Source organism: Pseudomonas sp. M2(2023), from assembly GCF_030263955.1.
Classification (GTDB): Bacteria; Pseudomonadota; Gammaproteobacteria; order Pseudomonadales; family Pseudomonadaceae; genus Aquipseudomonas; species Aquipseudomonas asiatica.
In genome coordinates this window covers 1,523,301-1,547,810 of the sequence record NZ_CP127114.1, presented here as the reverse complement: position 1 = coordinate 1,547,810, position 24,510 = coordinate 1,523,301, and the positions used below count along the sequence as shown (strand labels likewise).

The 24,510-nt window shown below is 63.2% G+C and carries 25 protein-coding genes and 1 tRNA gene; 15 read left to right on the top strand and 11 right to left on the bottom strand.

All coding sequences use genetic code 11. The annotated features are described in order from the left end of the window. The first annotated feature begins 98 nt into the window (after nt 1-98). A complete protein-coding gene (locus QN085_RS07175; protein WP_003247094.1) occupies nt 99-1,445 on the top strand; it encodes a class II 3-deoxy-7-phosphoheptulonate synthase in 1,347 nt (448 codons plus the stop codon). Here QN085_RS07175 and QN085_RS07170 read toward each other — a convergent pair. Together QN085_RS07170 and QN085_RS07165 are read right to left on the bottom strand one after the other, a co-directional pair. Continuing rightward, nucleotides 1,426-2,646, bottom strand: coding sequence for a winged helix-turn-helix domain-containing protein (locus QN085_RS07170; protein WP_285690192.1), 1,221 nt, complete (start codon nt 2,644-2,646; stop codon nt 1,426-1,428). The genes QN085_RS07175 and QN085_RS07170 overlap by 20 nt on opposite strands. A 145-nt stretch (nt 2,647-2,791) precedes the next feature. Further along, nucleotides 2,792-3,010: a DUF1127 domain-containing protein gene (locus QN085_RS07165; protein ID WP_013971536.1), complete on the bottom strand. Its 219-nt coding sequence runs from the start codon at nt 3,008-3,010 to the stop codon at nt 2,792-2,794. Between the two features lie 96 nt (nt 3,011-3,106). Between QN085_RS07165 and QN085_RS07160 the strand changes: the two genes are divergently transcribed. Next, nucleotides 3,107-3,958: a LysR substrate-binding domain-containing protein gene (locus tag QN085_RS07160; RefSeq protein ID WP_285690189.1), complete on the top strand. Its 852-nt coding sequence runs from the start codon at nt 3,107-3,109 to the stop codon at nt 3,956-3,958. A gap of 35 nt (nt 3,959-3,993) precedes the next feature. On the opposite strand, the gene QN085_RS07155 is transcribed toward QN085_RS07160, so the two are convergent. Further along, nucleotides 3,994-4,743, bottom strand: coding sequence for a sulfite exporter TauE/SafE family protein (locus QN085_RS07155; RefSeq protein ID WP_285690187.1), 750 nt, complete (start codon nt 4,741-4,743; stop codon nt 3,994-3,996). 114 nt (nt 4,744-4,857) lie between these two features. On the opposite strand from QN085_RS07155, the gene QN085_RS07150 reads away from it, so the two are divergent. The 3 genes from QN085_RS07150 (at nt 4,858) to QN085_RS07140 (ending at nt 6,895) form a co-directional block, all read left to right on the top strand. Then, the gene (locus tag QN085_RS07150; RefSeq protein WP_013971533.1) at nt 4,858-5,811 is read left to right on the top strand and encodes a LysR family transcriptional regulator; all 954 of its coding nucleotides are present in this window, start codon (nt 4,858-4,860) and stop codon (nt 5,809-5,811) included. Nucleotides 5,812-5,869: 58 nt separating this feature from the next. Beyond that, a complete protein-coding gene (locus QN085_RS07145) occupies nt 5,870-6,325 on the top strand; it encodes a MarR family winged helix-turn-helix transcriptional regulator (protein ID WP_013971532.1) in 456 nt (151 codons plus the stop codon). Between the two features lie 141 nt (nt 6,326-6,466). After that, a complete protein-coding gene (locus QN085_RS07140; protein ID WP_013971531.1) occupies nt 6,467-6,895 on the top strand; it encodes an organic hydroperoxide resistance protein in 429 nt (142 codons plus the stop codon). A gap of 211 nt (nt 6,896-7,106) precedes the next feature. Here QN085_RS07140 and efp read toward each other — a convergent pair whose 3' ends face one another. Together efp and earP are read right to left on the bottom strand one after the other, a co-directional pair. Further along, a complete protein-coding gene (gene efp, locus QN085_RS07135; protein ID WP_013971530.1) occupies nt 7,107-7,676 on the bottom strand; it encodes an elongation factor P in 570 nt (189 codons plus the stop codon). Nucleotides 7,677-7,724: 48 nt separating this feature from the next. After that, the gene (gene earP, locus QN085_RS07130) at nt 7,725-8,852 is read right to left on the bottom strand and encodes an elongation factor P maturation arginine rhamnosyltransferase EarP (RefSeq protein WP_285690181.1); all 1,128 of its coding nucleotides are present in this window, start codon (nt 8,850-8,852) and stop codon (nt 7,725-7,727) included. 130 nt (nt 8,853-8,982) lie between these two features. Between earP and QN085_RS07125 the strand changes: the two genes are divergently transcribed. Then, the gene (locus QN085_RS07125) at nt 8,983-9,381 is read left to right on the top strand and encodes a hypothetical protein (RefSeq protein WP_038409118.1); all 399 of its coding nucleotides are present in this window, start codon (nt 8,983-8,985) and stop codon (nt 9,379-9,381) included. A gap of 2 nt (nt 9,382-9,383) precedes the next feature. Then, nucleotides 9,384-9,854 (top strand): GreA/GreB family elongation factor, encoded by a 471-nt coding sequence (locus QN085_RS07120; RefSeq protein WP_013971527.1) that lies wholly within the window; start codon nt 9,384-9,386, stop codon nt 9,852-9,854. 114 nt (nt 9,855-9,968) lie between these two features. On the opposite strand, the gene QN085_RS07115 is transcribed toward QN085_RS07120, so the two are convergent. After that, the gene (locus QN085_RS07115; protein ID WP_285690177.1) at nt 9,969-10,907 is read right to left on the bottom strand and encodes a LysR family transcriptional regulator; all 939 of its coding nucleotides are present in this window, start codon (nt 10,905-10,907) and stop codon (nt 9,969-9,971) included. A 118-nt stretch (nt 10,908-11,025) separates the two neighbouring features. Here QN085_RS07115 and QN085_RS07110 point away from each other — a divergent pair, with 118 nt between their 5' ends. From QN085_RS07110 to QN085_RS07095, 4 genes are all read left to right on the top strand, one after another. Next, nucleotides 11,026-11,775 (top strand): 3-oxoacyl-ACP reductase family protein, encoded by a 750-nt coding sequence (locus tag QN085_RS07110; protein WP_038409113.1) that lies wholly within the window; start codon nt 11,026-11,028, stop codon nt 11,773-11,775. 237 nt (nt 11,776-12,012) lie between these two features. Continuing rightward, nucleotides 12,013-13,200, top strand: coding sequence for an MFS transporter (locus QN085_RS07105; protein WP_285690174.1), 1,188 nt, complete (start codon nt 12,013-12,015; stop codon nt 13,198-13,200). Nucleotides 13,201-13,320: 120 nt separating this feature from the next. Continuing rightward, nucleotides 13,321-13,701, top strand: coding sequence for a hypothetical protein (locus QN085_RS07100; protein ID WP_015269367.1), 381 nt, complete (start codon nt 13,321-13,323; stop codon nt 13,699-13,701). 203 nt (nt 13,702-13,904) lie between these two features. Next, nucleotides 13,905-16,037, top strand: a complete 2,133-nt coding sequence (locus QN085_RS07095; protein ID WP_285690171.1) for a TonB-dependent siderophore receptor — start codon at nt 13,905-13,907, stop codon at nt 16,035-16,037. Nucleotides 16,038-16,203: 166 nt separating this feature from the next. Here the strand turns inward: QN085_RS07095 and QN085_RS07090 are convergent. After that, nucleotides 16,204-16,293 (bottom strand) — tRNA-Ser (locus QN085_RS07090). Nucleotides 16,294-16,491: 198 nt separating this feature from the next. Between QN085_RS07090 and QN085_RS07085 the strand changes: the two genes are divergently transcribed. The 3 genes from QN085_RS07085 to QN085_RS07075 all read left to right on the top strand — a co-directional run bounded on the left by QN085_RS07085 (nt 16,492) and on the right by QN085_RS07075 (nt 19,118). Continuing rightward, nucleotides 16,492-17,181, top strand: a complete 690-nt coding sequence (locus QN085_RS07085; RefSeq protein WP_013971521.1) for a crotonase/enoyl-CoA hydratase family protein — start codon at nt 16,492-16,494, stop codon at nt 17,179-17,181. A 181-nt stretch (nt 17,182-17,362) separates the two neighbouring features. Then, a complete protein-coding gene (locus QN085_RS07080; RefSeq protein ID WP_003260398.1) occupies nt 17,363-18,082 on the top strand; it encodes a lysophospholipid acyltransferase family protein in 720 nt (239 codons plus the stop codon). A gap of 64 nt (nt 18,083-18,146) precedes the next feature. Continuing rightward, the gene (locus tag QN085_RS07075; protein WP_015269363.1) at nt 18,147-19,118 is read left to right on the top strand and encodes a magnesium and cobalt transport protein CorA; all 972 of its coding nucleotides are present in this window, start codon (nt 18,147-18,149) and stop codon (nt 19,116-19,118) included. A gap of 101 nt (nt 19,119-19,219) precedes the next feature. Here the strand turns inward: QN085_RS07075 and QN085_RS07070 are convergent, their stop codons facing one another. Then, the gene (locus tag QN085_RS07070; RefSeq protein ID WP_285690163.1) at nt 19,220-19,954 is read right to left on the bottom strand and encodes an amidotransferase; all 735 of its coding nucleotides are present in this window, start codon (nt 19,952-19,954) and stop codon (nt 19,220-19,222) included. A gap of 528 nt (nt 19,955-20,482) precedes the next feature. Between QN085_RS07070 and QN085_RS07065 the strand changes: the two genes are divergently transcribed. Then, the gene (locus tag QN085_RS07065) at nt 20,483-21,283 is read left to right on the top strand and encodes a c-type cytochrome (RefSeq protein WP_024086506.1); all 801 of its coding nucleotides are present in this window, start codon (nt 20,483-20,485) and stop codon (nt 21,281-21,283) included. Nucleotides 21,284-21,337: 54 nt separating this feature from the next. On the opposite strand, the gene QN085_RS07060 is transcribed toward QN085_RS07065, so the two are convergent. The 3 genes from QN085_RS07060 to QN085_RS07050 form a co-directional block, all read right to left on the bottom strand. After that, nucleotides 21,338-21,670 carry a ribonuclease E inhibitor RraB gene (locus tag QN085_RS07060; RefSeq protein WP_023661860.1) on the bottom strand — a complete coding sequence of 111 codons (333 nt, stop codon included), beginning with the start codon at nt 21,668-21,670 and terminating at the stop codon, nt 21,338-21,340. Between the two features lie 176 nt (nt 21,671-21,846). Next, nucleotides 21,847-22,083 (bottom strand): hypothetical protein, encoded by a 237-nt coding sequence (locus QN085_RS07055; RefSeq protein ID WP_013971517.1) that lies wholly within the window; start codon nt 22,081-22,083, stop codon nt 21,847-21,849. Between the two features lie 219 nt (nt 22,084-22,302). Then, the gene (locus QN085_RS07050; RefSeq protein WP_285690159.1) at nt 22,303-24,378 is read right to left on the bottom strand and encodes an LTA synthase family protein; all 2,076 of its coding nucleotides are present in this window, start codon (nt 24,376-24,378) and stop codon (nt 22,303-22,305) included. Nucleotides 24,379-24,510 lie beyond the last annotated feature (132 nt).

Sequence of the window (24,510 nt, the reverse complement as noted above, 5' to 3'; positions counted from 1 at the left end):
CAAAAACGCGCATTGTCCGCCAACACCCTCGATGCAACAAGCGCAGCGCCAACTGTTACCATGGCCCATAGCCTACAACCGACAAGACCGAGCCCGAGATGAACCAACCGTGGAGCCCCGACAGCTGGCGCGCCCTGCCGATCCAGCAGCAACCGACCTACCCCGATGCCGCGCACCTGCTGAAGGTCGAACAGACCCTGGCCAGCTACCCGCCGCTGGTGTTCGCGGGCGAGGCGCGCGAGCTGCGCCGGCAGTTCGCCGAGGTCACCGAAGGCCGCGCCTTCCTGCTGCAGGGTGGCGACTGCGCCGAGAGCTTCGCCGAGTTCTCGGCGGCGAAAATCCGCGACACCTTCAAAGTGCTGCTGCAGATGGCCATTGTCATGACCTTCGCCGCCGGCTGCCCGGTGGTCAAGGTCGGGCGCATGGCCGGGCAATTCGCCAAGCCGCGCTCATCGGGCGATGAAACCATCGGCGACATCACCCTGCCCGCCTACCGTGGCGACATCGTCAACGGCATCGGCTTCGACGCGAAAAGCCGCATCCCCGACCCGGAACGCCTGCTGCAGGCCTACCACCAGGCCACCGCCAGCCTCAACCTGCTGCGCGCCTTCGCCCAAGGCGGGTTCGCCGACCTGCACCAGGTGCACAAGTGGAACCTGGACTTCATCGCCAATTCGGCGCTGGCCGACAAGTACCACCAGCTGGCCAACCGCATCGACGAAACCCTGGCATTCATGCGCGCCTGCGGCCTGGACAGCGCGCCGCAGCTGCGCGAAACCAGCTTCTTCACCGCCCACGAAGCACTGCTGCTGAACTATGAAGAAGCCTTCGTGCGCCAGGACAGCCTGACCGGCGACTACTACGACTGCTCGGCGCACATGCTGTGGATCGGCGACCGCACCCGCCAGCTGGACGGTGCCCATGTGGAGTTCCTGCGCGGCGTGCACAACCCGATCGGGGTCAAGGTTGGCCCCAGCATGAACCCCGAAGAACTGATCCGCCTGATCGACACGCTGAACCCGGCCAACGACCCAGGGCGCCTGAACCTGATCGTGCGCATGGGTGCCGGCAAGGTCGGCGACCACCTGCCGGGGCTGATCCGCACGGTCGAACGCGAAGGGCGCAAGGTGCTGTGGAGCTCCGACCCGATGCATGGCAATACCATCAAGGCCAGCAGCGGCTACAAGACCCGCGATTTTGCGCAGATCCTGGATGAGGTGAAGCAGTTCTTCCAGGTGCACCAGGCAGAGGGTAGCCACGCCGGCGGCATTCACATCGAGATGACCGGGCAGAACGTCACCGAATGCATCGGCGGCGCCCGGCCGATCACCGAGGATGCGCTGTCCGACCGTTACCACACCCACTGCGACCCGCGGATGAATGCCGACCAGTCGCTGGAGTTGGCGTTCCTGATTGCCGAAACCCTCAAGCAGGTGCGGCGCTGAGCAACGCCTGGCGCAACTGGCTGCCCTCGGTACGCGGGCAGTTCAGTTGCACCTTCTCCAGCCCCAGCCAGCTGGCCAGGCACAGCAGGTTGCCGGCCAAGGCCTGGTAACCCTCTTCGTCCAGGCCGGCTGCCTCGACATGCACGGCGTGCACTGCCAGTTGCCCCTGGGCGCGCTCGGCGCGCAGGTCCACGCGCGCGCCGATGCGTTCGCGGTACAGGAACGGCAGCACGTAGTAGCCGTACACCCGCTTGTGCGCCGGGGTGTAGATTTCCAGGCGGTAGCGGAAGTCGAACAAGCGCTCGGTACGGCTGCGTTCCCAGACCAGTGAATCGAACGGCGACAACAGGGCGCTGGCCTCGATGCGCCGGGGGATGCGCGGCGCGCCGGCGCAGTAGGCAAGCTGCTTCCAACCCTGCACCTCGACCGCTTGCAGGCGGCCATCAGCCACCAGTTCGGCCAGTGCCGCTTTGCCCTGCCCCGGGTCCAGGCGGAAGTAGTCGCGCAGGTCGCGCTCGGTGGCTACGCCCAGGGCGGTGGCGGCGTGCAGCATCAAGCCCTGATGCGCCTCGGTCTCGCTGGGCAGTGGCTGGTCGAGGATCGACCTTGGCAGGACCTTTTCCGGTACATCGTAGAGCCGCTCGAAGCCGCGCCGGCCAGCGACCGTCACCTCCCCTGCGGCGAACAGCCATTCCAGCGCGTGCTTTTCCTCGCTCCAGTCCCACCAAGGGCCAGCCCGCTCCTCGCGGGTGGACAGGCTGCCCGCGCCAAGGGCGCCCTGTTCGCGGACCGCTGCCAGTACCCGAGTGATAACGTCCTGGCGTTCACGGCCAAACTGCGCGAGCTGGCGATAGATGCCACGACCATCGGCGGCCTGGGCCATGCGCCAGCGCAGCAGTGGGTACAGGCTCAGCGGCAGCAGCGAGGCTTCGTGCCCCCAGTACTCGAACAACAGGCGTTGGCGGCCACGGCCCCAGGCGAGCTGGTCGAGGACGGCAGGCGAGTAGCTGCCCAGGCGGGAGAACAGCGGCAGGTAGTGGGAGCGGACCAGGGCGTTGACCGAATCGATCTGCAACACGCCCAGGCGTTGCAGCATGCGTTTGAGTGCCGGCAGGGTCGGCGCCGTTTCCGGCTGTTTGCCGAAACCTTGGGCAGAAAGGGCCAGGCGGCGGGCCTGGTTGATGGACAGCTTGAGGGGCAAGCCTGAACTCCTTGTAGTGTCTGTTCCGGCCCTTTCGCGGGTGAACCCGCTCCCACAGGGATCCCACTGGTCTCGGGCAATGTGGAGTTCCTGTGGGAGCGGGTTCACCCGCGAAGAGGCCAGTGGTTCCACCGACAAACTTAGCCTATTTCCGCAGCGGATCATCCCAGAAATGCCGCTCGGCCTCCTGCTGGATATCCGCCCGGCTCAACCCCAGGTCGTGCAGGGTCGCATCACTCAGGCTGGCCAGTTCCTGGCGCTGGCGGTATAGCTGCAGCCATCGCGCAGGGCGCTGCAGGGCGGCATGCCACAGGTGGTTCAGGGAAAAGGCAGGTTGCTGGATGCTGCTGACATGACCTTTCATCGTGAAGCCCTCCGTGTTGATGGCTCCAGTCTCCTGCCAGGCATAAGATCAATCCAACGAATGTTTCTGATGCCATGCATCTCGGAGATTGATGCAATGTCCCAGTACCAGAGCCTCGACGCGGACGTACTGCGCACGTTCGTGGCCATCGCCGAGCAGGGTGGCTTCACCCGCGCCGGCGAGGTAGTCAACCGCACCCAGTCGGCGGTGAGCATGCAGATGAAACGCCTGGAAGAGGACATCCTCCAGCGCCAGCTGTTCGAGCGCGATGGCCGCCAAGTGCGCTTGACCGCCGAGGGCCAGATGCTGCTCGGCTATGCGCGGCGCATCCTCAAGTTGCATGGGGAAGTGTTCAACACCCTGCGCATGCCGCACATGGTCGGGGTAGTACGCATCGGCACGCCGGACGACTATGCCATGCGCTTTTTGCCGACCATCCTGTCGAGCTTTGCCCAGGCTTACCCGCTGGTGCAGGTGGAGGTGCATTGCGACTCCTCCAAACAACTGATGCTGCGCCAGGACCTGGACCTGACCATCGTCACCCGTGAGCCGGGTAACGAGATTGGCCAGCTGCTGCGCCAGGAACGCCTGGTCTGGGCCGCCGCGGAAGGCTTCTGCCCGCAGGAGCAACGCCCCATGCCGGTAGCCTTGTTCAACACCGACTGCTTCTGCCGGGCCTGGACCTGCAATGCCCTGGAGGCCCAGGGCATCGACTACCGCATCGCCTATACCAGCCCGAGCCTGGCAGCGATCTTTGCCATCGTCACCGCTGGGTTGGCGGTGACCGCACAGTTACAGAGCCTGATTGGCGGGAATATCCGCATTCTGGGCGAAAACGAAGGGTTGCCGCAGTTACCGGTGGCCAATGTGATGCTGGTGCGCAGTACCCAGAACCCTTCGCCGATTACCGATTGCATGGCCGACTACATTGTCGAAGGGTTCAAGTAACTTGGGGCCGCTTTGCGGCCCCAAATGTTCAAGAATCAAAGCTCGAACCCGAGCATCACCGCACACCCCACCAAAAACACACAAAACATCGCCCGCAACACCTTCTCCGGCAACGCATGGGCCAATTTCACACCCCAGCTGATACTCAGCAGGCCGCCCACCGCCAATGGAACCCCCACCCCCCAGTCAACACTGTGGTGCACCCCATAGGTCACCAGGGTTACCAAGGTACTCGGCGCCGCCAGCGCCAGCGACAGCCCCTGCGCCACCACCTGGGTGGTACCGAACACACTGGTCAGAATCGGCGTGGCTACCACGGCCCCACCCACCCCGAACAAGCCGCCCATGGTCCCGGCAAAGCTGCCCAGTACACCCAGCCAAGGCCAGGCATAGCGCAACTCGGCGCTGGGCGGCGTTACCTTCATGAACATCCGCGCAACGTTCCACACCGCCAGGGCCACCAGGAAGCCGACGAAGCCCAGGCGCATGGAATGCGCATCCAGCCCGACCGCCCAGATCGACCCCAGCCAGGCGAACCCGAAGCTGCACAGCGACAGCGGTACCGCATGGCGCAACTCGATGCGATTACGCTGGTGATAACGCCACAGCGCCAGCAGCACATTGGGCACTACCATCACCAGCGCAGTGCCCTGCGCCAACTGCTGGTCCAGGCCGAACAGCACGCCCAGCGCCGGAATCGCGATCAGCCCGCCGCCAATGCCGAACAGGCCACCCATGGTCCCCAGGGCTGCGCCCAACACGATATACAACAACCACTCGATCATCAGGGGCCTCATCCACCTGTACACATAATGCGAGCATGCTATCGATTGCGGGCTGGTGGGGAAACGCACAGCAGCGCACAATGGCTATGCGTTTTTCGCAAAAGCAAGGCAGCCATGAGCCCCGATACCCTGACCGACCAGCTAAGCCTGTTCCTCGATGTGCTGGAAACCGGCAGTTTTTCTGCCGCCGCCCGCCGCCACCCGCTGACGCCTTCCGCCGTGGCCCGCCGCATCGACAACCTGGAAAGCGCCGTGGGCAGCCGCCTGTTCACCCGCAGCACCCACGCCGTGCGCGCCACGCCTGCCGGCAACGCCTTTGCCGAACGGGCCAGGCGCATCATCGAGGAACTGCGCCTGGCCCGCGCTGAAGCGGTGTCGCTGAGCAATGCCCCCGAAGGCCTGATCCGCATCGACGCCCCCGCCGCATTCGGCCGCCGTCACCTGGCCCCGGCCATCGCCGATTTCCTGGTCGCCTACCCGGGCCTGGATGTGCAACTGCGCCTGATCGACAGCTTCGTCGACCTGCATGGCAGCCACCTGGGCGAGGTCGACCTGGTGCTGCGCGCCGGCCCCCTGGCCGACACCCGGCTGGTCGCCACGCCATTGGCCTACATGGTGCGCATCGCCTGCGCCAGCCCGGCCTACCTGGCCAGCCGCGGCATGCCCAGCTGCCCCAGCGAGCTGCCAGGGCACGACGGCCTGGACTGGGACGGCCTTGCGCCACCATTCGCCTGGCGTTTCAACGTGGCCGGGCAAACCCGCCTGTACCGCCCCTCACGCATGCGCATGGCCGCCAACAACGCCGAAACCCTGCTGTTCGGTGCGCTCGCAGGCTTAGGCATAGCCCACCTGCCTACTTGGCTGATCAGCGAATACCTGCTGCGCGGCGAGTTGATACCGTTGTTTTGCGACGGTGGCTTGCCCAAAGCGGAAACCAGCGGTATTTACGCACTTCGCCTGGAACATGAAACGAACTCTCGCAGCCGTTTGCTGCTCGAATTTCTCAAGAGCCGCTTCAGCCCGATTCCACCCTGGGACCTGGCCTTGCGCAGTGAGCTGCGCGAATAAAGCGCGCACTAACGATCCGCGTGCCAGACTTTCCCATTGATTACCTTCAAGGACCTGCATGAACGCCGACACCCAAGCCTCCTGTGACGAGCTGCTGCTGGAAAACCAGGTCTGTTTCGCCCTGCACTCCACCTCGTTGCTGATGACCAAGGTCTACAAACCGCTGCTGCAGGCCCTGGGCCTGACTTACCCGCAGTACCTGGCCATGCTCGTGCTCTGGGAGCACGATGGCCTGACCGTAGGCGAGATCAGCCAGCACCTGCTCACCGACCCCGGTTCGCTGACACCGCTGCTCAAGCGTCTGGAGAGCGAAGGCCTGCTGCAGCGCAACCGCAGCCGCGAGGACGAACGGGTGGTACTGGTGCAGCTGACCGACAAGGGCCGCGCCTTGCAGCAGCAGGCCAAAGAAGTGCCGCAGTGCATCCTCAAGGCCAGCGGGCGCAGCCTGGAACAGCTGCAACAACTGCAGGCCGACCTGCTGGCGCTGCGCGAGAACCTGCAGAAAACCCTCTGACAGCTATGCTGTGCGATGGCCGTTCAGATGAACGGTGATGATTTATCTTGCGCACTAACTAATTGCGCGCTAATTTAAATCCCACACCAACCCGCGCCCTCCTCCAGACGGGGAGCGCACAGCACATTAGCGAGGCTCAAGATGCAAAAGGTCACTCCGCTGTACATCGCAGAAGCTACCTCCACCGGTGGGCGCGACGGCAAATCCCGCTCCAGTGACGGCAAGCTGGTAGTCAGCCTGAGCACCCCCAAGGAACTGGGCGGCGCAGGCGGTGACGGCACCAACCCCGAGCAGATGTTCGCCGCCGGTTACTCGGCATGCTTCATCGGTGCCCTGAAGTTCGTGGCCGGGCAGGAGAAAAAAGCCCTGCCGGCGGACGCCTCGATCACCGCGAAAGTGGGCATTGGCCAGATTCCAGGTGGTTTCGGCCTGGACATCGACCTGCACATCAACCTGCCGGGCCTGGCCCAGGCCGATGCCGAAGGGCTGGTGGAAAAGGCGCACAAGGTGTGCCCGTACTCCAACGCCACCCGCGGCAATGTGGATGTGCGCCTGCACGTGACCGTGTAAGGCTGTGGGAGCGGCCTTGCGTCGCGATGGGGCGCGAAGCGGCCCCGGAATCTCGGGTACACCTTGATATTGCCGGGGCCGCTTTGCGGCCCTTTCGCGACACAAGGCCGCTCCCACAAAAGCAAGAGCAAGAGCACGCATCGAGATCTGCAGGAATCGCAGGCACAAAAAACCCGGCCTAGGCCGGGTTTTTTGCGTTTCACAAGAAGGATTACTTCTTGGAACGGCCTTTGAAGCTGTTGTCGCGAGTGTCGATATCGATCCACTCGTCGATCTGGATGAAGTCGGCAACCGAGATCTCGGTACCGTTCTTCAGCTTGGCAGGCTTCATGACCTTGCCCGAGGTGTCGCCGCGTGCAGCGTTCTCGGTGTAGACAACCTGGCGGCTGATGGTGGTCGGCAGTTCAACCGATACCAGGCGGCCTTCGAAGAACACGGCTTCGCAGACGTCTTCCATGCCTTCTTCGATGTACGGCAGAACGGCTTCGATGTCCTCGGCGTTCAGTTCGTACATGGTGTAGTCGGTGGTGTCCATGAAGGTGTATTCGTCACCGTTGATGAACGACAGGGTCGCTTCTTTGCGATCCAGGATCACGTCGTCCAGCTTGTCGTCTGCACCGTAGACGGTTTCGGTCTTGTAGCCGGTCAGCAGGTTCTTCAGCTTGGTCTTCATGATCGCGCTGTTACGGCCCGACTTGGTGAACTCAGCTTTTTGAACCAGCCACGGGTCGTTGTCGATCCGCAGGACGGTACCGGGTTTCAGTTCTTTACCAGTTTTCATTACGAAGTATCCGAATCTGGATGGATTTATAAAAATCGAGGCCGCGTATCATAGCGAATTTCGGTAAAAGTGTACTAGCGCTGTGGCAAGGTCCGGCTGAGCGGCCTGTCGCGCCGCCCAAAGCCGGGCATGCTGCTGCAGTTCCGGCCAGTGCTGACGGGCTGCCTGCCAGGCCTGGCCCATGTCGCGGTCCATGTTCCAGGCACGCCACAGGCCAAGCAGGGCGGCATCGGCATCGCCTGACAACCCCTGTCGATAATGCGCGAGAAACGCTTCGAGCTTTTCCCAATGGGCATTCTCGTCCTGCACGTAAATGTGCCACAGCATCGGCTGCCCGGCCCACTGCGCGCGCACGAACGAGTCTTCGCCGCGCACGGCATTGAAATCACAGCTCCACAGCAACCGGTCGTAGTCGTCCTGGCTGACGAAAGGTAGCACCTGCAGGGTCAGCGCCCCGCGCTTGCGCACGCTGCCCACTTGCAGTGAAGCCTCGCCAAGCCACTGGCCGAGCCCCGCGACAACGCGCCCTTCCGGCACCAGCAGGTGGCAAGGTTGCTCGCCTGAGGCCAGGGCCTCAAGCCAGTTGCCCAATTGCGGGTTTTCGTAGGCGAACAGGGAAATCAGCAACGCCCCCGCTTCAGGGTTTACGCCAAGCCCGTGCAAGAAGGCCTGCCGTGCGCCTTGCTGGAACGCATCACGCCGCGCCAGCAGCGAGCCCTCGCGCAGCAGGCCACCGGTTTTTTTGGTGAAGCCCGGAAAGAAAAATACCTTGCGCAAGCCATTGGGCTGCGGCGAAGGCAAGCCATGGCAACCTTCCACCCAGTCCTCGGCACTGAGGTATTCGAGGTTCAGCCACAGCGGCGGCGTGACACGAGCACGCATTGCCTCCACATAGGCTGCTGGCAATTGGCAGGCGAAGGCACCGATTACCACATCAGCCGGCGCCACCGGCAACCAGGCTACCGGCCATTGGCGCACATCCACACCGTGCTGCCACTGCTGCGGGGCGGTGGCATCGGCCCCGGGGCACATGGGCGTGAATGCATTGAGGTCATCCACCCACAGGCGCACAGCCAGGCCGTGCTCGGCCACCAGCTGCCGGGCCAGGCGCCAGGTCACGCCTATATCGCCGTAGTTGTCGACGACGCTGCAGAAGATGTCCCAAGTGGCTTTCATGTGCCCTGCCCTCGCCCAGCGGAAAAACCGCGCATTCTGCGTATAAATTGTCGCTGACAAAAGCACCTGCGCGGAAAAATGCCCAGGCGCATGCGACAATGCACCCCGAACACCCTGCCAGGAGGCTGCCATGGCGCGCCACCGTGAATTGAAAATCACCCTCAAGCCGTTGCCGTTGATCGTGTGCGTTGCCTTTGGCCTGTGGCTGGGCGCCGTGGCGATCGCCGCCAGCCTGTGGCTGGCCCTGCAACTGTGGCCACAGCAGGTACAGCCACTGGCCCAAACCGTGGCCCCCGCCGCGTACCGGCCTGCCGCGCCGCCAGCGCCAGCCCCTGCGGCGGATGCCCAGGCGGAAATGTTCGAACGCTACAAGGACATCCTGCACAAGCAGGAGCTGCAACAGGCCGCCGAGGCCGCCCAGGGCAGCCCGCGCAACCTCAACAGCCCCAAGTGCCAGTTCTGGCTGCAGCAGAACCGCACCGCGCCCACCGACAAAAGCCAGGCCAACGTGCTGGAGTTCTGTTACTGACCATGGACAAGCCCAGCCTGCTGGCACAGATCGTCGCCACCCTCGAACATGACCTGGATGTGCTGACCCGCGCAGCGCAAACTGCGTACGAAGCCGCCACTGCCGAAGAGAACATCGCCGAGAACAAGTACGACACCCTGGGCCTGGAGGCCTCGTACCTGGCCACCGGCCAGGCCCGCCGCAGCGCCGAGATCCGCAAGGCGCTGCTGACCTACCAGCAACTGCTGCTGCGCGATTACGACCCGGCACGCGGGGTGCAGGTGAGCAACCTGGTGACGCTGGAGGATGAAGATGGCGGGCAGCGCCGACTGTTCCTCGGGCCCGAGGCGGCGGGGTTGAAGATTGGCGAGGGGGATGGGCTGGTGACGGTGATTACCCCGCGCTCGCCGCTGGGGCAACAACTGGTCGGCAAGAAGGTTGATGATGAGGTAAACCTGGGGGCACAGGCATTGTTCATTGTTGATGTTGTCTGAACCGGCCCTATCGCCGGCAAGCCAGCTCCAACAGGATTACCACAAGCCCAAATACTGTGGGGTACCTGTGGGAGCTGGCTTGCCGGCGATAGGGCCGCTACAAGCAATACACTTCTAAAGGGTTTGCAAGGCATCGAACCGCCGCGCCAGCCCCTGCTCCTCGAATTGCTCCACCACAAAATCGACAAACGCCCGGGTCTTGCCCGGCAACAGCTTGTGCTCGGCGAAATACAGGCTGATATGCCCATCATCCACATACCAGTCCGGCAGCACCCGCCGCAGCCGCCCGCCTTCCAGGTACGGCACGGCAAACGGCAGGCTCACCAAGGCAATTCCCAAGCCCTGCTCGGCCACCGCGCAAGCCGCATCCGAATCGCTCATGGTCATCGTCTGGCGCAACTGCAATGGCTGCTGCACCTGCCAACGGCTGGTCAACGGCCATGACCGCACCCGCCCAGTCTGCGGCGAGCGGATCAGGATACCGTCATGCCGTTGCAATACCTGCGGGTCGTCGATCGGCGCGTGCCGCCCCAGGTACGCCGGCGCCGCCACCAGCACCCTGTGCGCCGGGGTCAGCTTGCGAGCCACCACCCCTGGTGGCAAATCGAAGCCTCCACCAATCGCCGCATCGAAGCCCTGGCCAATCAGGTCGACCTGGCGGTTGTCGAAATGCCAGTCCGGAGTAATGGCCGGGTAGCGACGCAGGAACTCACCAAGCAATGGCAACACATACAAGCGCCCGAAAACCGTGCCCATGCTCACCCGCAACAACCCGGCCGGCTGGCCTTCGCTGCTGGCCAGGTTGGCCACGGCGTACTGGATGGTGCGGAAGCTGTCACTGACCTCCCCCAGAAATCGCTGCCCTGCCTCGGTCAGGGTCAGCTTGCGGGTACTACGCTGGAACAACCGCACCCCCAGGCGTGCTTCCAACTGGGCAACATGCTTGCCCACGGCAGCCGGGGTAATGCTGAGGCGCCTGGCGGCTTCGGCAAAGCTGCCGACTTCGGCACTGCGGATGAAGCATTCCAACGCGTTGAATGATTCCATGGCCATTATTAGCAACCAAAGGTTTACTCTGCTGATAGTGATTGCCATCTTATCAGCAGGTAATCAAGCGCCGATACTGCGCCCATCCAAGGCATTCCGGCCTGGCTTCCAGCAGGAGATCAACATGTCCAAGCAACACTCACTCGAAGGCAAGGTGGCCCTGGTACAGGGCGGTTCCCGCGGCATCGGTGCAGCCATCGTGCGACGCCTGGCCCGCGAAGGCGCACAGGTGGCCTTCACCTATGTCAGTTCCGCCGGTCCGGCGCAGGAGCTGGTTGAGGAAATTACCAAAACCGGCGGCAAGGCGCTGGCCCTGCGGGCCGACAGTGCCGACGCGGCGGCCGTGCAACTGGCCGTGGATGACACCGTGAAGGCCTTCGGCCGGCTGGATATCCTGGTCAACAACGCCGGCGTGCTGGCGGTAGCGCCGGTGACCGAATTCGACTTGGCCGACTTCGACCACATGCTGGCGGTGAACGTGCGCAGCGTATTCGTCGCCAGCCAGGCCGCGGCACGCTACATGGGCCAAGGCGGGCGCATCATCAACATTGGCAGTACCAATGCCGAGCGCATGCCGTTTGCCGGTGGCGCCCCTTATGCCATGAGCAAATCGGCGCTGGTCGGCCTGACTCGCGGCATGGCCCGTGACCTGGGGCCGAAAGGCATTACCGTGAACAACGTGCAACCAGGGCCGGTGGACACCGACATGAACCCGGCCAGCGGCGAGTTCGCTGACAGCCTGATCCCGCTGATGGCGATCGGGCGCTATGGCGAGGCGGATGAGATTGCCAGCTTTGTGGCTTACCTGGCAGGGCCTGAGGCGGGGTATATCACTGGGGCCAGCCTGACGGTTGATGGCGGGTTTGCAGCCTGAATGAAGGGTTGCCTGTTCCGGCCTCTTCGCGGGTAAACCCGCTCCCATAGGGATATCACAGGCCCCGAGCCCAATGGTGTACCTGTGGGAGCGGGTTTACCCGCGAAGAGGCCAGCACAGGCTTAACCGATCCCCGACCTCCAGCCCCCCCGCTCTGCTCTGCCGCACAATGCGTTGATGTAGTGCCCGACACTTTCCGATAATCCCCCCTTTACTCCTGCCCGCCACGAGAACCCCATGAATACCCCCACGCTCAGCCGTGCCCTGATTCTGCTGATGGCCACCGCCACCGGCCTGGCCGTGGCCAGCAACTACTATGCGCAACCGCTACTGCACAGCATCGCCCAGCAGTTCGGCCTGAGCACCGCCAGTGCCGGCAGCATCGTCATCGCCGCGCAACTGAGCTACGGCGCCGGCCTGTTGCTGCTGGCGCCCCTGGGCGACCTGTTCGAGCAGCGCCGGCTGATCACCGTGATGACTGCCATTTCCACCCTTGGCCTGGTCATCAGCGCCTGCGCACCGAGCCTTCCCTGGCTGATACTTGGCACCGCGCTGACCGGGCTGTTCTCGGTGGTGGCACAGATCCTCGTGCCCATGGCCGCGACCCTCAGCGAGCCACACCAGCGCGGGCGGGCGGTCGGCACCTTGATGAGCGGATTGCTGCTGGGCATCCTGCTGGCGCGCACCGCCGCCGGGTTCATGGCCGAACTGGGTGGCTGGCGCAGCATCTACGTGCTGGCCGCGCTGCTGATGGCCATCACCGCCGTGGCGCTGTACCGCAGCCTGCCACAACACCACAGCCATGCCGGGCTGAAATACCCAGCGCTGATCGGCTCGGTGTTCCGCCTGTTCGTCGAAGAACCGGTGCTGCGCCTGCGTTCTCTGCTCGGCCTGCTGGCATTCAGCCTGTTCGCCCTGTTCTGGACGCCACTGGCGTTCCTGCTGGCGAAAGGCCCGTATCACTATTCGGACGCGGTGATAGGCCTGTTCGGCCTGGCCGGTGCAGCGGGTGCACTGTCGGCCAATTGGGCGGGGCGCCTGGCCGACCGTGGCAAGGGTTCGCTGGGCACCACCGTGGGCCTGGTGGTATTGCTGCTGTCGTGGGTGCCGCTGGGCTTCGCCGAGCAGTCGTTGCTGGCGTTGCTGCTGGGCGTACTGATGCTCGACCTGGCAGTGCAACTGGTGCACGTGAGCAACCAGAATGCGGTAATTGCCCTGCGACCCGAGGCGCGCACGCGGCTGAATGCCGGGTATATCACCTGCTACTTCATTGGCGGGGCCTTGGGATCGCTGCTGGGCACGCAGCTGTTCCAACGCCAGGGCTGGATGGGGATTGTGCTGGCCGGGTTGGTGATTGGCGGGCTGGCGTTGCTGGCGTGGGGTTTGGCCGAGCGCAAGCGCAAGAACGCTTTGCAGATCGCCTGAAGCCCATTGACCTGAGCGACAATGCACCGCACGACCCTCCGTCGCATGGCCGTTGACTTGCCTGCCGGGTCAGCGCTCAGTAGGCGCTGGTCAATGCCCTTTCCCTGACAGGACAACGTTATGACAAGACTCACGGTGCAATCCGGCGATTTCTTGCAAGGTGAAGGCGAGTATCGCAATGGATCGCTCACACTCAAGACCCCGCGCAGCCCCTCCCCGGGCGAGCGGATTTCCCTGGCACGCATCAGCGACCTGCGGCTGGCCAGCCTGGAATCCAGCCGCAGCCTGGGCAGTGCCCTGGGCTGGGGCGTGGCCGGGGCCCTGGTGGCCGGGCCGGTGGGGTTGCTGGCCGGGCTGTGGCTGGGTGGCAAAGAAGAGGAAGCCACCTTCCTGGCCACTTTCAAGGACGGGCGCAAGCTCATGGCCATTACCGATGGCAAGACCTGGTCGAAGATCGACGACAACTGGAAGCAGCACAGGCGGCCGGCCAGCAAAGGCTGACGGGATATCGCAGGGCCCGGATCGTTTTATGTTGAAGGCGGCTGTAAGATGCCGCCTTTTTTCATGGCCTGTACTGGCCTCTTCGCGGGTAAACCCGCTCCTACAGGAACTGCGCCACTCTCAAGGGCAGCGCTGTTCATGTGGGAGCGGGTACACCCGCGAAGAGGCCGGCGCAGGTGTCGCGCATCCAGGAGCCCCACCGCATGCCCCCGCGTCACCCCCGCCTGCCCCTGAGCCTGCTCAGCCTGGGCCTGGCCCTGCATTGCCCCCATGTGCTTGCCGAAGACAGCGTGCTACTGGCCCCGCTGCAGGTCTCCGATACCTACACCAACGACGGCTATCAGGCACGCCAGGCAGCAGTAGGCGGCTTCCAGCCCGCCCCCTTGCTCGACACCCCGGCCTCGATCAGCGTATTCAGCCAGCAACTGCTGGAAGACCGCCAGGTACGCCAGCTTAGCGAAGTGCTGCAAAGCGACGCCTCGGTGGGCGAAAGCTACGCCCCCATCGGCTACTACGAAAACTTCAACGTGCGCGGCTTCGAGCTGAATGCCGCCAGCAGCTACCGAATCAATGGCCAGACCATCGCCGGCGAGCAGAACGTGGCCCTGGAAAACAAGCAGCAGGTGGAGCTGCTCAAGGGCCTGTCCGGGCTGCAGAGCGGCGTATCGGAGCCGGGCGGCCTGATCAACTACGTGACCAAGCGCGCCGAAGACGTGCGCAGCGTCACGGTGTCGACCAACGAACAAGGCGAACGCTACCTGGCCACCGACCTGGGCGGCTGGTTCGGCAGCGAGCGACAGTTCGGCCTGCGGGCCAACCTGGCTCATGAAGACATCCGCTCCTACGTCGACCACGCCGACGGCAAGCGCGACTTCGCCTCGCTGGCCTTCGACTGGCAGATCAACCCGGATGCCACCCTGCAGCTGGATGCCGAATACCAGCACCGTGAACAACGCTCGGTGCCGGGTTACCAGTTGCTCGGTGGCAGCGAAGTACCCCATGGCATCGACCCGGACGACCGCCTGGCCTACCAGCACTCGGCCAAGCCGGTGCAGAACGATTCGCTGAACCTGGGCGGGCGCTTCGAGTACCGTTTCAACGAAGCCTGGACCGGGACTTTGAGTGCCTCGCGCAGCAAGGTGGTGATTGATGACTACAGCTCGTTTGCCTGGGGCTCGAGCGAAGGCGCGTTCTTCGGCAGCAACGGCGACTACGACATCTACGACTTCCGCAGCCCGGACGACACCCGCCGTACCGATGAGGCGCAGGCCATGCTCAACGGGCGTTTCGATGCGCTGGGCGTGGGGCATGAGTTGACCGTGGGCACCAGTGCGCAGCGGCGCACGCTGGATCAGCGCCCCAGCTATATGGAATGGGTAGGTACAGGCAATATCCACACCGGTGCGCCGGCCTTCGATCCATCCGACAAGCCCATCAGGTCTAGCGAACGTCGCCTGGACAGCCGCCAGTACGGGCTGTTCGTGAGCGACCGCATCAGCTTCAACGAGCAATGGCAGACCATACTGGGTGCCCGGGAAGTACGCCTGGACGAGAAAACCTGGAATGAGGACGGCGTTGCCGGCCGCCATACCCGGCAGTACGAACTGCTGCCCAACGCCGCGCTCATCTACAAGCCGCAGCCGGATACCACGGTATATGCCAGCTATTCCAAAGGCCTGTCGGCAGGCGGTACTGCACCCTGGTTCGCCGAGAACAGCTTCGAAATCCTCGCGCCAACGACCTCGCACCAGCTGGAACTGGGCCTAAAGCACGACTGGCAAGGCCTGAGCTTCAGCGCCGCACTGTTCCAGATACGCCAGGCATACCAATACGCGCGCCCGGACGGAGCCGGCACTTTTACCTATGTCCAACAAGGCCAGCAGAAGAACACCGGCCTGGAACTGGGCGCCAGCGGCTGGGTGACCTCGAACCTGCAGGTACAGGCCAGCGCTGCGGCGATTCGGGCGCGGGTGCAGAACAGCGATACCGATGCCTATGAGGGCCACCAGGCGATCAACGTGCCCAGGTTCCGGGCGGCGTTGCAGGCGGAATACACCCTGCCGGTACCGGGGTTGGCACTGCTGGGTGGGGCGCGCTACAGCGCCAGCAAATATGCGAGCCAGGCGGGGAATGTGGAAGTTGGTGGGTATACGGTGTTCGATGTGGGTAGCCGCTACCGTACGCGCATCGGGGGGTATGACACGGTGCTGCGGCTGACTGTGGATAACGTGTTCGACAAGCGTTATTGGCGTGATGTGGGGGATTACCTGGGGGATAACTACCTGTTCCAGGGGGCGCCGCGGACGGCTCGGCTTTCGGCTTCGGTCAGCTTCTAGAATTTTGGGGGCGCGTTGCGCCCCTTCGCGACACAAGGCCGCTCCTACAGGCGTACGCGGTCCCTGTAGGAGCGGCCTTGTGTCGCGAAAGGGCCGCAAAGCGGCCCCCAAAGGCCCAAAAACAAAAAGCCCCCGGCTTTTCAGCTCGGGGGCTCTTCGTAGAATGTGGCGGTGAAGAAGGGATTTGAACCCTTGATACGATTTCTCGTATACACACTTTCCAGGCGTGCTCCTTCGACCACTCGGACACTTCACCGTTTCTCTTCAAGCCTTGCAGCCTGTCGAGGTGCGCTAATTTAGTGAAAGACCTTCCCTTTGGCAAGCATTTTTTTCAATTTTTTCATGCATTTGCATTTGAGCCCCGGCGAACGCTGACCGACCAGTCAGCCTTACTGCTTTACCTCGCCCCTGGCGCTGGGTAACGTCGTCGCCACGCCAACAAAAGGACTCTGCCATGAGCGAGCTGATTACCTACCACGCCGAAGACGGCATCGTCACCCTGACCCTGAACAACGGCAAGGTCAACGCCATCTCGCCAGACGTCATTGCCGCCTTCAACGCCGCGCTCGACCGCGCCACCGAAGAGCGCGCGGTGGTGATCATCACCGGGCAGCCCGGCATCCTGTCTGGCGGCTACGACCTCAAGGTGATGACCAGCGGCCCCAAGGAGGCGATCAGCCTGGTCACCGCCGGCTCCACCCTCGCCCGCCGCCTGCTGTCGCACCCGTTCCCGGTAGTGGTCGCCTGCCCGGGCAACGCCGTGGCCAAGGGCGCCTTCCTGCTGCTGTCGGGCGACTATCGCATTGGCGTCGAAGGGCCGTACAAGGTGTGCCTGAACGAAGTGCAGATCGGCATGACCATGCACCATGCCGGCATCGAACTGGCCCGCGACCGCCTGCGCCGCTCGGCCTTCCACCGCTCGGTGATCAATGCCGAGGTGTTTGACCCGCAGGGCGCGGTGGATGCCGGCTTCCTCGACAAGGTAGTGCCGGCCGAGCAGTTGCAGGATGCAGCACTGGAGAAAGCGCGGGAGCTGAAGAAGCTGAACATGCTGGCGCACAAGCACACCAAGCTGAAGGTGCGCAAAGAGCTGCTGGAGGCGCTGGACAAGGCGATCGAGCTGGATCAGCACTATACAGGTTGACCGTACCGGCCTCTTCGCGGGTGAACCCGCTCCCACAGGGATATCGCACGCCTCAAGAGCAGTGAGGTACCCGTGGGAGCGGGTTCACCCGCGAAAGGGCCAGTACAGGCTTGCACCAGGGTTTGCCCCGACCAGTGCACATCCGTACACTGCCCGGCGACTGTCTGGTGTGAGTCGTACCATGCTTTATTCATTGCGCATGTTCCTGCTGGCGCTGCATTTCCTTGTGGTTGGGGCCCTGGGCCTGGTCATTGGCCTGTGCCGCCCCTTCAACCCCGACAACAGCCGCGTGTTCGCACGCCTCTACAGCCTGCCGGCCACCTGGCTGATGCGCATCAGGGTCAAGGCCGAAGTCGGCCCGCTGTGGGATCAGCCGCCAGGCTGCGTGATCGTCGCCAACCATCAGTCCAACTTCGACCTGTTCGTGCTAGGCCAGGTGGTGCCGCAGCGCACCGTCGCCATCGGCAAGAAAAGCCTGGGCTGGATCCCGCTGTTCGGCCAGCTGTTCTGGCTGGGTGGCAACGTGCTGGTCGACCGCAAGAATGCCTACCAGGCACGCAAGGCCATGCAGAAGACCACCCGGGTACTGCAGGACGACACCTCGATCTGGATTTTCCCCGAAGGCACGCGCAATCCCGGCGAGCACTTGCTGGCCTTCAAGAAAGGCGCGTTTCACATGGCCATCGAGGCCGGAGTGCCGATCGTGCCGGTATGCGTCAGCCGCTATGCCGGGCGCCTCAGCCTGAACAGCTGGCGCCAGCGCACGGTGATCGTGCGCTCGCTGCCACCGATCGCCACGGCGGGCATGACCCTGCAGGACCTGCCGGCGCTGATCGAACAGTGCCGCGGGCAGATGCAGCAATGCATCGACCGCATGGAAGGGGAACTGGCCAAGAGCTAGGTTGCTCTTGAGCCCACTACAGCCCAAGCTGTAACCCGTGTCCAACCGGAATAAGCGAACAACCATGGGTCGAGTCGTGGCATCGGCGGTATACAGCGCCGGCAGAAAGGTCACCAACATCAGCATCGACGAAGGCAGCGAATGGGCACGCAAGCCAGGGCATTTTGTGTGGATTGGCCTGGAAGAGCCCAACGCTGAGGAACTGGCCAACCTGCAATGTCAGTTCAATTTGCACGAACTGGCCATCGAAGACGCCCTGGAAAAGCACAGCCGGCCCAAGCTGGAAACTTTCGGCGACGCCCTGTTCATCGTCACCTATTCGCCGGTGCGCCACGAAGGCAAGCTGGAGTTCATCGAAACCCACATCTTCGCCGGCAACGGCTACATCATCACCTGCCGCAACGGCCACTCCAAATCCTATGCCCTGGTGCGCCAACGCTGCGAGGCTCGGCCGTTGCTGCTGGAGCACGGCGAAGACTTTGTGCTGTACGCCCTGCTCGACTTCGTCACCGAGAACTACCAGCCGGTCAGCGAGGCCATTCATGGCGAGATCGAAGAGCTGGAGCAGAGCGTGCTTGGCGGTTCGCTGCAAGAGGACGATATCCGCCGCTTGCACAGCCTGCGCCGCGACATCCTGCGCCTGCGCCGCTACGTGGCACCGATGGTGGAAGTGAGCGAGGAACTGCAGCGCCTGAGCTTCCCGTTCATCGACAAGAACATGCGCCCGTACTTCCGTGACGTGCAAATCCACGTGACGCGGCAGATGGAAGACCTGGCCGGTATCCGTGACATCGCCAGCCAGACCATCGAGATCGGCATGCTGCTGGAGTCGTCACGGCAGAGCATCGTGCAGCGCAAGTTTGCAGCCTGGGCGGCGATCCTGGCGTTCCCCACGGCAATTGCCGGGGTTTACGGGATGAACTTCCAGAACATGCCGGAGTTGGGGTGGCACTATGGGTACTTCGGGGTACTGGGGGTGATCGGGCTGGGCTGTACCGCGTTGTATGCCAGCTTCAAGAAGTCTGGCTGGCTTTAAGGGCCTCTTCGCGGGCACGCCCGCTCCCACAGGATTATCGCAAGTTCGAAAATTGTGGATTACGTGTGGGAGCGGGCGTGCCCGCGAATGGTTGCAACCGATTACGCTGCGCTGTCACCGGCCTTCGATGGGTGCTGGATAAACCGCAACATCCACTCCCCCACCAGGTCGCCCTGGTGCTCGGTGGCCAGACTGGCCACGGCCTTGTGGTACACCTCATCACCCAGATACTCCTGGCGCGCATCGAGCAGCGCGCGGGAGTAGTCGTGCACGAACTCGGGGTGCCCCTGGAAGCACAGCACCTGGTCACGAATGTGGTACGCAGCGTTCGGGCAGAAATCGCTGGAGGCGATCACCGTGGCGCCTTCCGGCAGCTCGGTCACCTGGTCCTGGTGGCTGATCAGCAAGGTCAGCTCCGACACCTCCGGGTCCATCCACGGCGCATGGGCCGCCAGCGAATAGCGGTGGATACCCACGCCCCAGCCCTGCTCGGCACGCTCGGCCTTGCCACCCAGGGTCAACGCCAGCAACTGGTGGCCGAAACATACACCCAGCAACTTCTCGCCGCGCTCGTACAGCTTCAGCAGGTAGGCCTTGAGCGTCTGGATCCACGGGTCGGTACCAAACGAGTCGGCCTTGCTGCCCGTCACCAGATAGGCATCGAACACTTCGTTGTCGGCGGGGTAATCGCCGTTCATCACGTTGTACACACGAAATTCGGCGGCGATCGGCTGACGCGAGAAGAGCTGCTCGAACATCCTGCCGTAGCCCTGGTACTGCGCGGTCAACTCCGGTCGCAGGACATCGGTTTCAAGGATGCAGATGCGTAACGACATAGGGATAGTCCTGAACGACATGGGTGGGAATCTGCTGTAGAGACTGACGCGAAAGGCACGTACAAGCAAGTAGGCCGCACTGACGAACGGTCACATTTCATCGGTGCCCTGCTGGCACTTGCGCCACCGTCTAGCGAGAGCATGCCAGCCGGCTGGCACTTGGCCTCATAGCCCGAAGAAATTAATGACCGACCACATTAGAACAAAGGGTTCTCAAACATGGATGACGCACACCCTACTGTTGGTTGTATATCCACTTTCAAGAGGCAGGCAGTTCAGGCGTCACGCAACGCCACTGCGATCGACCCGAAGCGCGACAGGGAAGCCAACGGGTATTCAGGAATAACAACAAGAAGGCGGTCCGCCATGTTCAGACAATCGAAAATTCGCCAAGCTGGGCTCATTCTCTTCGCCACGACTTTGCTGCTGATCCTGCCGAACCTTACACGTTTGTTCGGCTGACTGCCGCTGTGGCGCCAACAGGCAACGCACAGGTAACCTGCTGGCCTTGATGGTCGGAGATTACCCATGCGCCACTGCCTTGCACTGTTAGTGTTGCTCCTGAGCCTGCCGCTGTCGGCGGCGCAACTGCACCTTGAACTGGGCGCTACGACGCGCCAATGGAGCAGTGAAGAACTGCTCGACCACCCGCAGGCCCGGGACATCAGCATCGACCAGGACGTTTCCTACAAGCAGCCCATGCGTTATCGGGCTGTGCCGCTGGCCGCGCTGCTGGACGGCGTGAGCGCCAGCGACCACCTGCAGGCAGTGGCGCTGGACGGTTTTGCCGCCGAAATGCCCGCAGCGCCACTGTTGCAGCAGGGGCCGGCACAGGCCTGGCTGGCGGTGGAGGAAACTGACCGGCCATGGCCACCACTGGGCCAAGGCAAGCCGAGTGCGGGACCGTTCTACCTGGTGTGGACTGCACCGCAGGCCAGCGGTATCCGCCCGGAGCAGTGGCCGTTCCAGATTTCCACGATTCGCAAGCTGGCCTCCGTCGAAGCGCGTTTTCCGGCGCTGCTGCCCGACCCGAAGTTGCCGGCCGACAGCCCGGTGCGCCGAGGCTTTGCCTTGTTCCAGCAGAATTGCCTGGCGTGTCATAGGTTGAATGGCGCAGGGGATGCACAGGTGGGGCCGGACCTGAATGTGCCGCATAACCCGACCGAGTATTTTCGGCCGGAATATCTACGCCAGCTGATTCGTGACCCGCAAAGCCTGCGGCAGTGGCCGCAGGCGAAGATGCCGGGGTTTGCAGAGAGTGTCTTGAGTGAAGCGGAGCTGGATGAATTGCTGGCTTACCTGGGGCATATGGCTGGGCGCAGGCCTTGAGGGCTGTGTGTGCTTCTTCGCGGGCTTGCCCGCGAAGAAGGCAACACAAAACTCTCAGGCTATGGGCCGCTCCTGCTTGACCCCCCACCCTTCCACCTCACCGCCATAAGGTGTCACCAGCTGCTCGAAGGCCTCTTCAAAGTCGCCAATCCCGCCATGGGTGGCATACATGACCTTGCTCAGTTCCAGATGCCATGCACCGTCGCCCATCTCCTTGACCTGGGCATTCAGCGATTCCCCACGAAACTGCCCGGCCGCACGGCGGGCCCCTGCTTCGTCGGGGAATATGGCGTAGAACTCGATGGGATGGATCTGGGTGAAGTCGAAACCGCCTGCCTTCATCTGGCGCAGGACGTTGCTGCTGATATCGTCGTTCTGGCTGCTCATGAAACGTCCTCCTGAATAATGCGATGGATAGACTTTCCGTGCACTACGCACCTGCCGGCAGCGGCCGGGCAGTTCGAGCTGATGCAAGACGCGAAGGGATGCGGTGCCGACCCGCAGAATAGGCCAGCACCTTCATGCAGCGTAGTGCCTGCAAGGGCACCACGCAAACGTGTGGTTCAGGGCGTTTCGTGGATGCTGGTGATGGTCACGCCACTCTGCTCCTTCAGCCAGCGTGCGGTGGGGGAAATGGTGCGGTCCTGGAAGTCGTTGAGGTCCAGCTCGTCCATCACCGGGAACAGGTGCGAACGGATGGCCCGCGCGGCGTCCTCCTCGCTGGGGCACTGGTCGCCGTGCAGCGTCAGGGTGGTGAGCACGCCCTTCTGGTCGGCAAAGATGACTTCCCACTCTTTCATTGAACGAACCCTCTAAGTCAACGAACACCGGGTGTGTGATGCCTGAAACAAGTGACCTTGAGGTGGGGAGAATGTTCAGTCTGTGCCGGCCTCTTCGCGGGTAAACCCGCTCCCACAGGGATTTCACAGGGTCTGAGGGCAGTGATATCCCTGTGGGAGCGGGTTCATCGATGCGTCGAACCGCCGCGAATGGGCCGCAAAGCGGCCCCTGGTGCAGCCTTACTTAGGCGTGCCGTGCACTACACCGGCAGTGTTATCCAGCAAGCTCTTGGTCGCAGTCTGGATATACGCTTCCAGCTTCTTCAGCATTTCCGGCTGGTCCTGGCTTTCGATCAGCTCGGCCTTGAACTCGCTGCCCAGCTGGTAGCGGTACATGCGCGGGGTCATGTCCTTGGACTCGATCAGGATACGGTCGCCCTGTACCAGGCCGACGATCTGCTCGCTGCCCGATGGCTTGATCATGCCCATGCCCTGGTCGCCCTCAGGCAGGTTGAGCAGGTCGCGGCCCCAGCACTGGTGACGGGCCTGGCCACCCAGGCGGCCCATGATGGTCGGCACGATGTCGACCTGGGTACCCACGGTGTGGTTGACCGCACCGAACTTCTCCTGGATGCCTGGGGCAATCAGCAGCAGCGGCACGTTGAAGCGGCCCAGGTCCAGCTCGGTGACCTGCTGGTGGTTGCCAAAGCCATGGTCGCCAACGATGACGAACAGGGTTTCCTTGAAGTACGGCTCCTTGCGCGCCTTCTCGAAGAACTGCCCCAGCGCCCAGTCCGAATAGCGCATGGCAGTGAGGTGCTCGTCCAGGCGGCCCTGGCCGGTTACCGGCTCTACCGGCAGGTCTTTGGGCAGTGCGTACGGGGTGTGGTTGGACAGGGTCTGCAGCAGCGCGTAGATCGGCTTCTTGCCATCGTGCTTGGCCAGCTCTTCGGCGCCGCGGTCGAACATGTCCTGGTCGGACACGCCCCAGGTCGGGTCGGAGAACACCGGGTTGACGAAGTCGTTACGGCCAATGAAGGTGGTCATGCCCTGGTTGCCGAAGAACCCGGACTGGTTGTCCCAGGCAAAGTCGCCGTTGTAGACGTAAACGTCGTCGTAATCGCGGGCGCTGAGCAAGGCTGGCAGGCCGGAGAGCTTGTGGCCGCCTTCCGGGGTCTGCATCAGGTACTCGAAGCCTGGCAGGTTGGGGAAGCAGGCCATGGTGGCGAACATGCCCTGGTGGGTATGGGTGCCGTTGGAGAAGAAGCGGTCGAACAGCAGGCCTTCTTTGGCCAGCTTGTCGAAGTACGGGGTGATGTTGTTGGGGCTGCCCAGCGCGCCCACCGAGTGGCCGGCGAAGCTTTCCATCAGGATCACCACCACGTTCTTGATCGGCAGGGTGCGCTCGGCCGGCGGCACGAAGTCGCGGCGGATTGCAGCCTCGTCGGCATCGACCAGGGTGTCGTGGGCGGTCAGCAGCTGCTCGCGCACGCTCTGCGTGGCTACGTCCTGCTCCAGCACCGGCTTCCAGATGTTGGCGCGGTCTTCGCCGAAGCGGCTCTTGGCAGCATCGATCAGGGTCAGGGTGCCGTTCAGGCCCAGCTGGTTGACGAAGTTGGAATCGGTGGTGAAGGCATCACCCCAGCGCATCGGCGGGCCCTGACGCAGGGTGCCACGGGCGGCGACCACGGCCACCAGCAGGATCACCATGAACACCGCCAGGCGGTTGTACCACGGCGCTGCACGGCGCTGCAGGGTGACCTCGCCGGCACCGTTGCCATGGGTCATGCGGTCGATGCCCTTGAACAGCAGGCTCAGCAGCCAGGTGCCGAACAGCCAGGCCAGCAGGTAGCGCACCACCGGGAAGCCGTACCAGAGCATGCTCAGCACGGTCTTCGGGTCTTCCTTGATGTACTGGAACACCAAACCGTTGAGGCGCTGGTGGAACTCGCGATAGAAGTCCATTTCCATCAGGCCGAGGAACATCACCACGCTCGAGGTGATGGTCAGCCAGAAACGGAACAGGCCACGCCGGGCCATGGCCCAGGGACTGAGGATGGCCAGCAGCAGCGGAATGCTGATGTACACCACTACCCGCAGGTCGAAGCGCAAGCCATTGAGAAAGCCTTCTGCGACGGTCGCGCTGGGGGTATCGCCGATCATGTCGCTGTTGTAGACCAGCAGCGCCAGGCGCACGAGGCTGAGCATCAGCATGATCACCAGGCCGCTGAGCAGCGTGTAGGCCAGGTGGGATTTCAGAGTGGGCGAGAACGACGCTCGCGCGCCCCGTTGCTTCAAGGCGTCCAGGTTAGCCATGAATGGGAAGGTCCTAGGATTGCGGGTTTGCGGAGATGGCGCAGGTGTATACCAACGCAGCATTGTGCGGGTGCGGATTCTGTTTAAACCAATGTGAAAATTTTGTCACGGGGGTGTTGCCGCTTTTGTCTG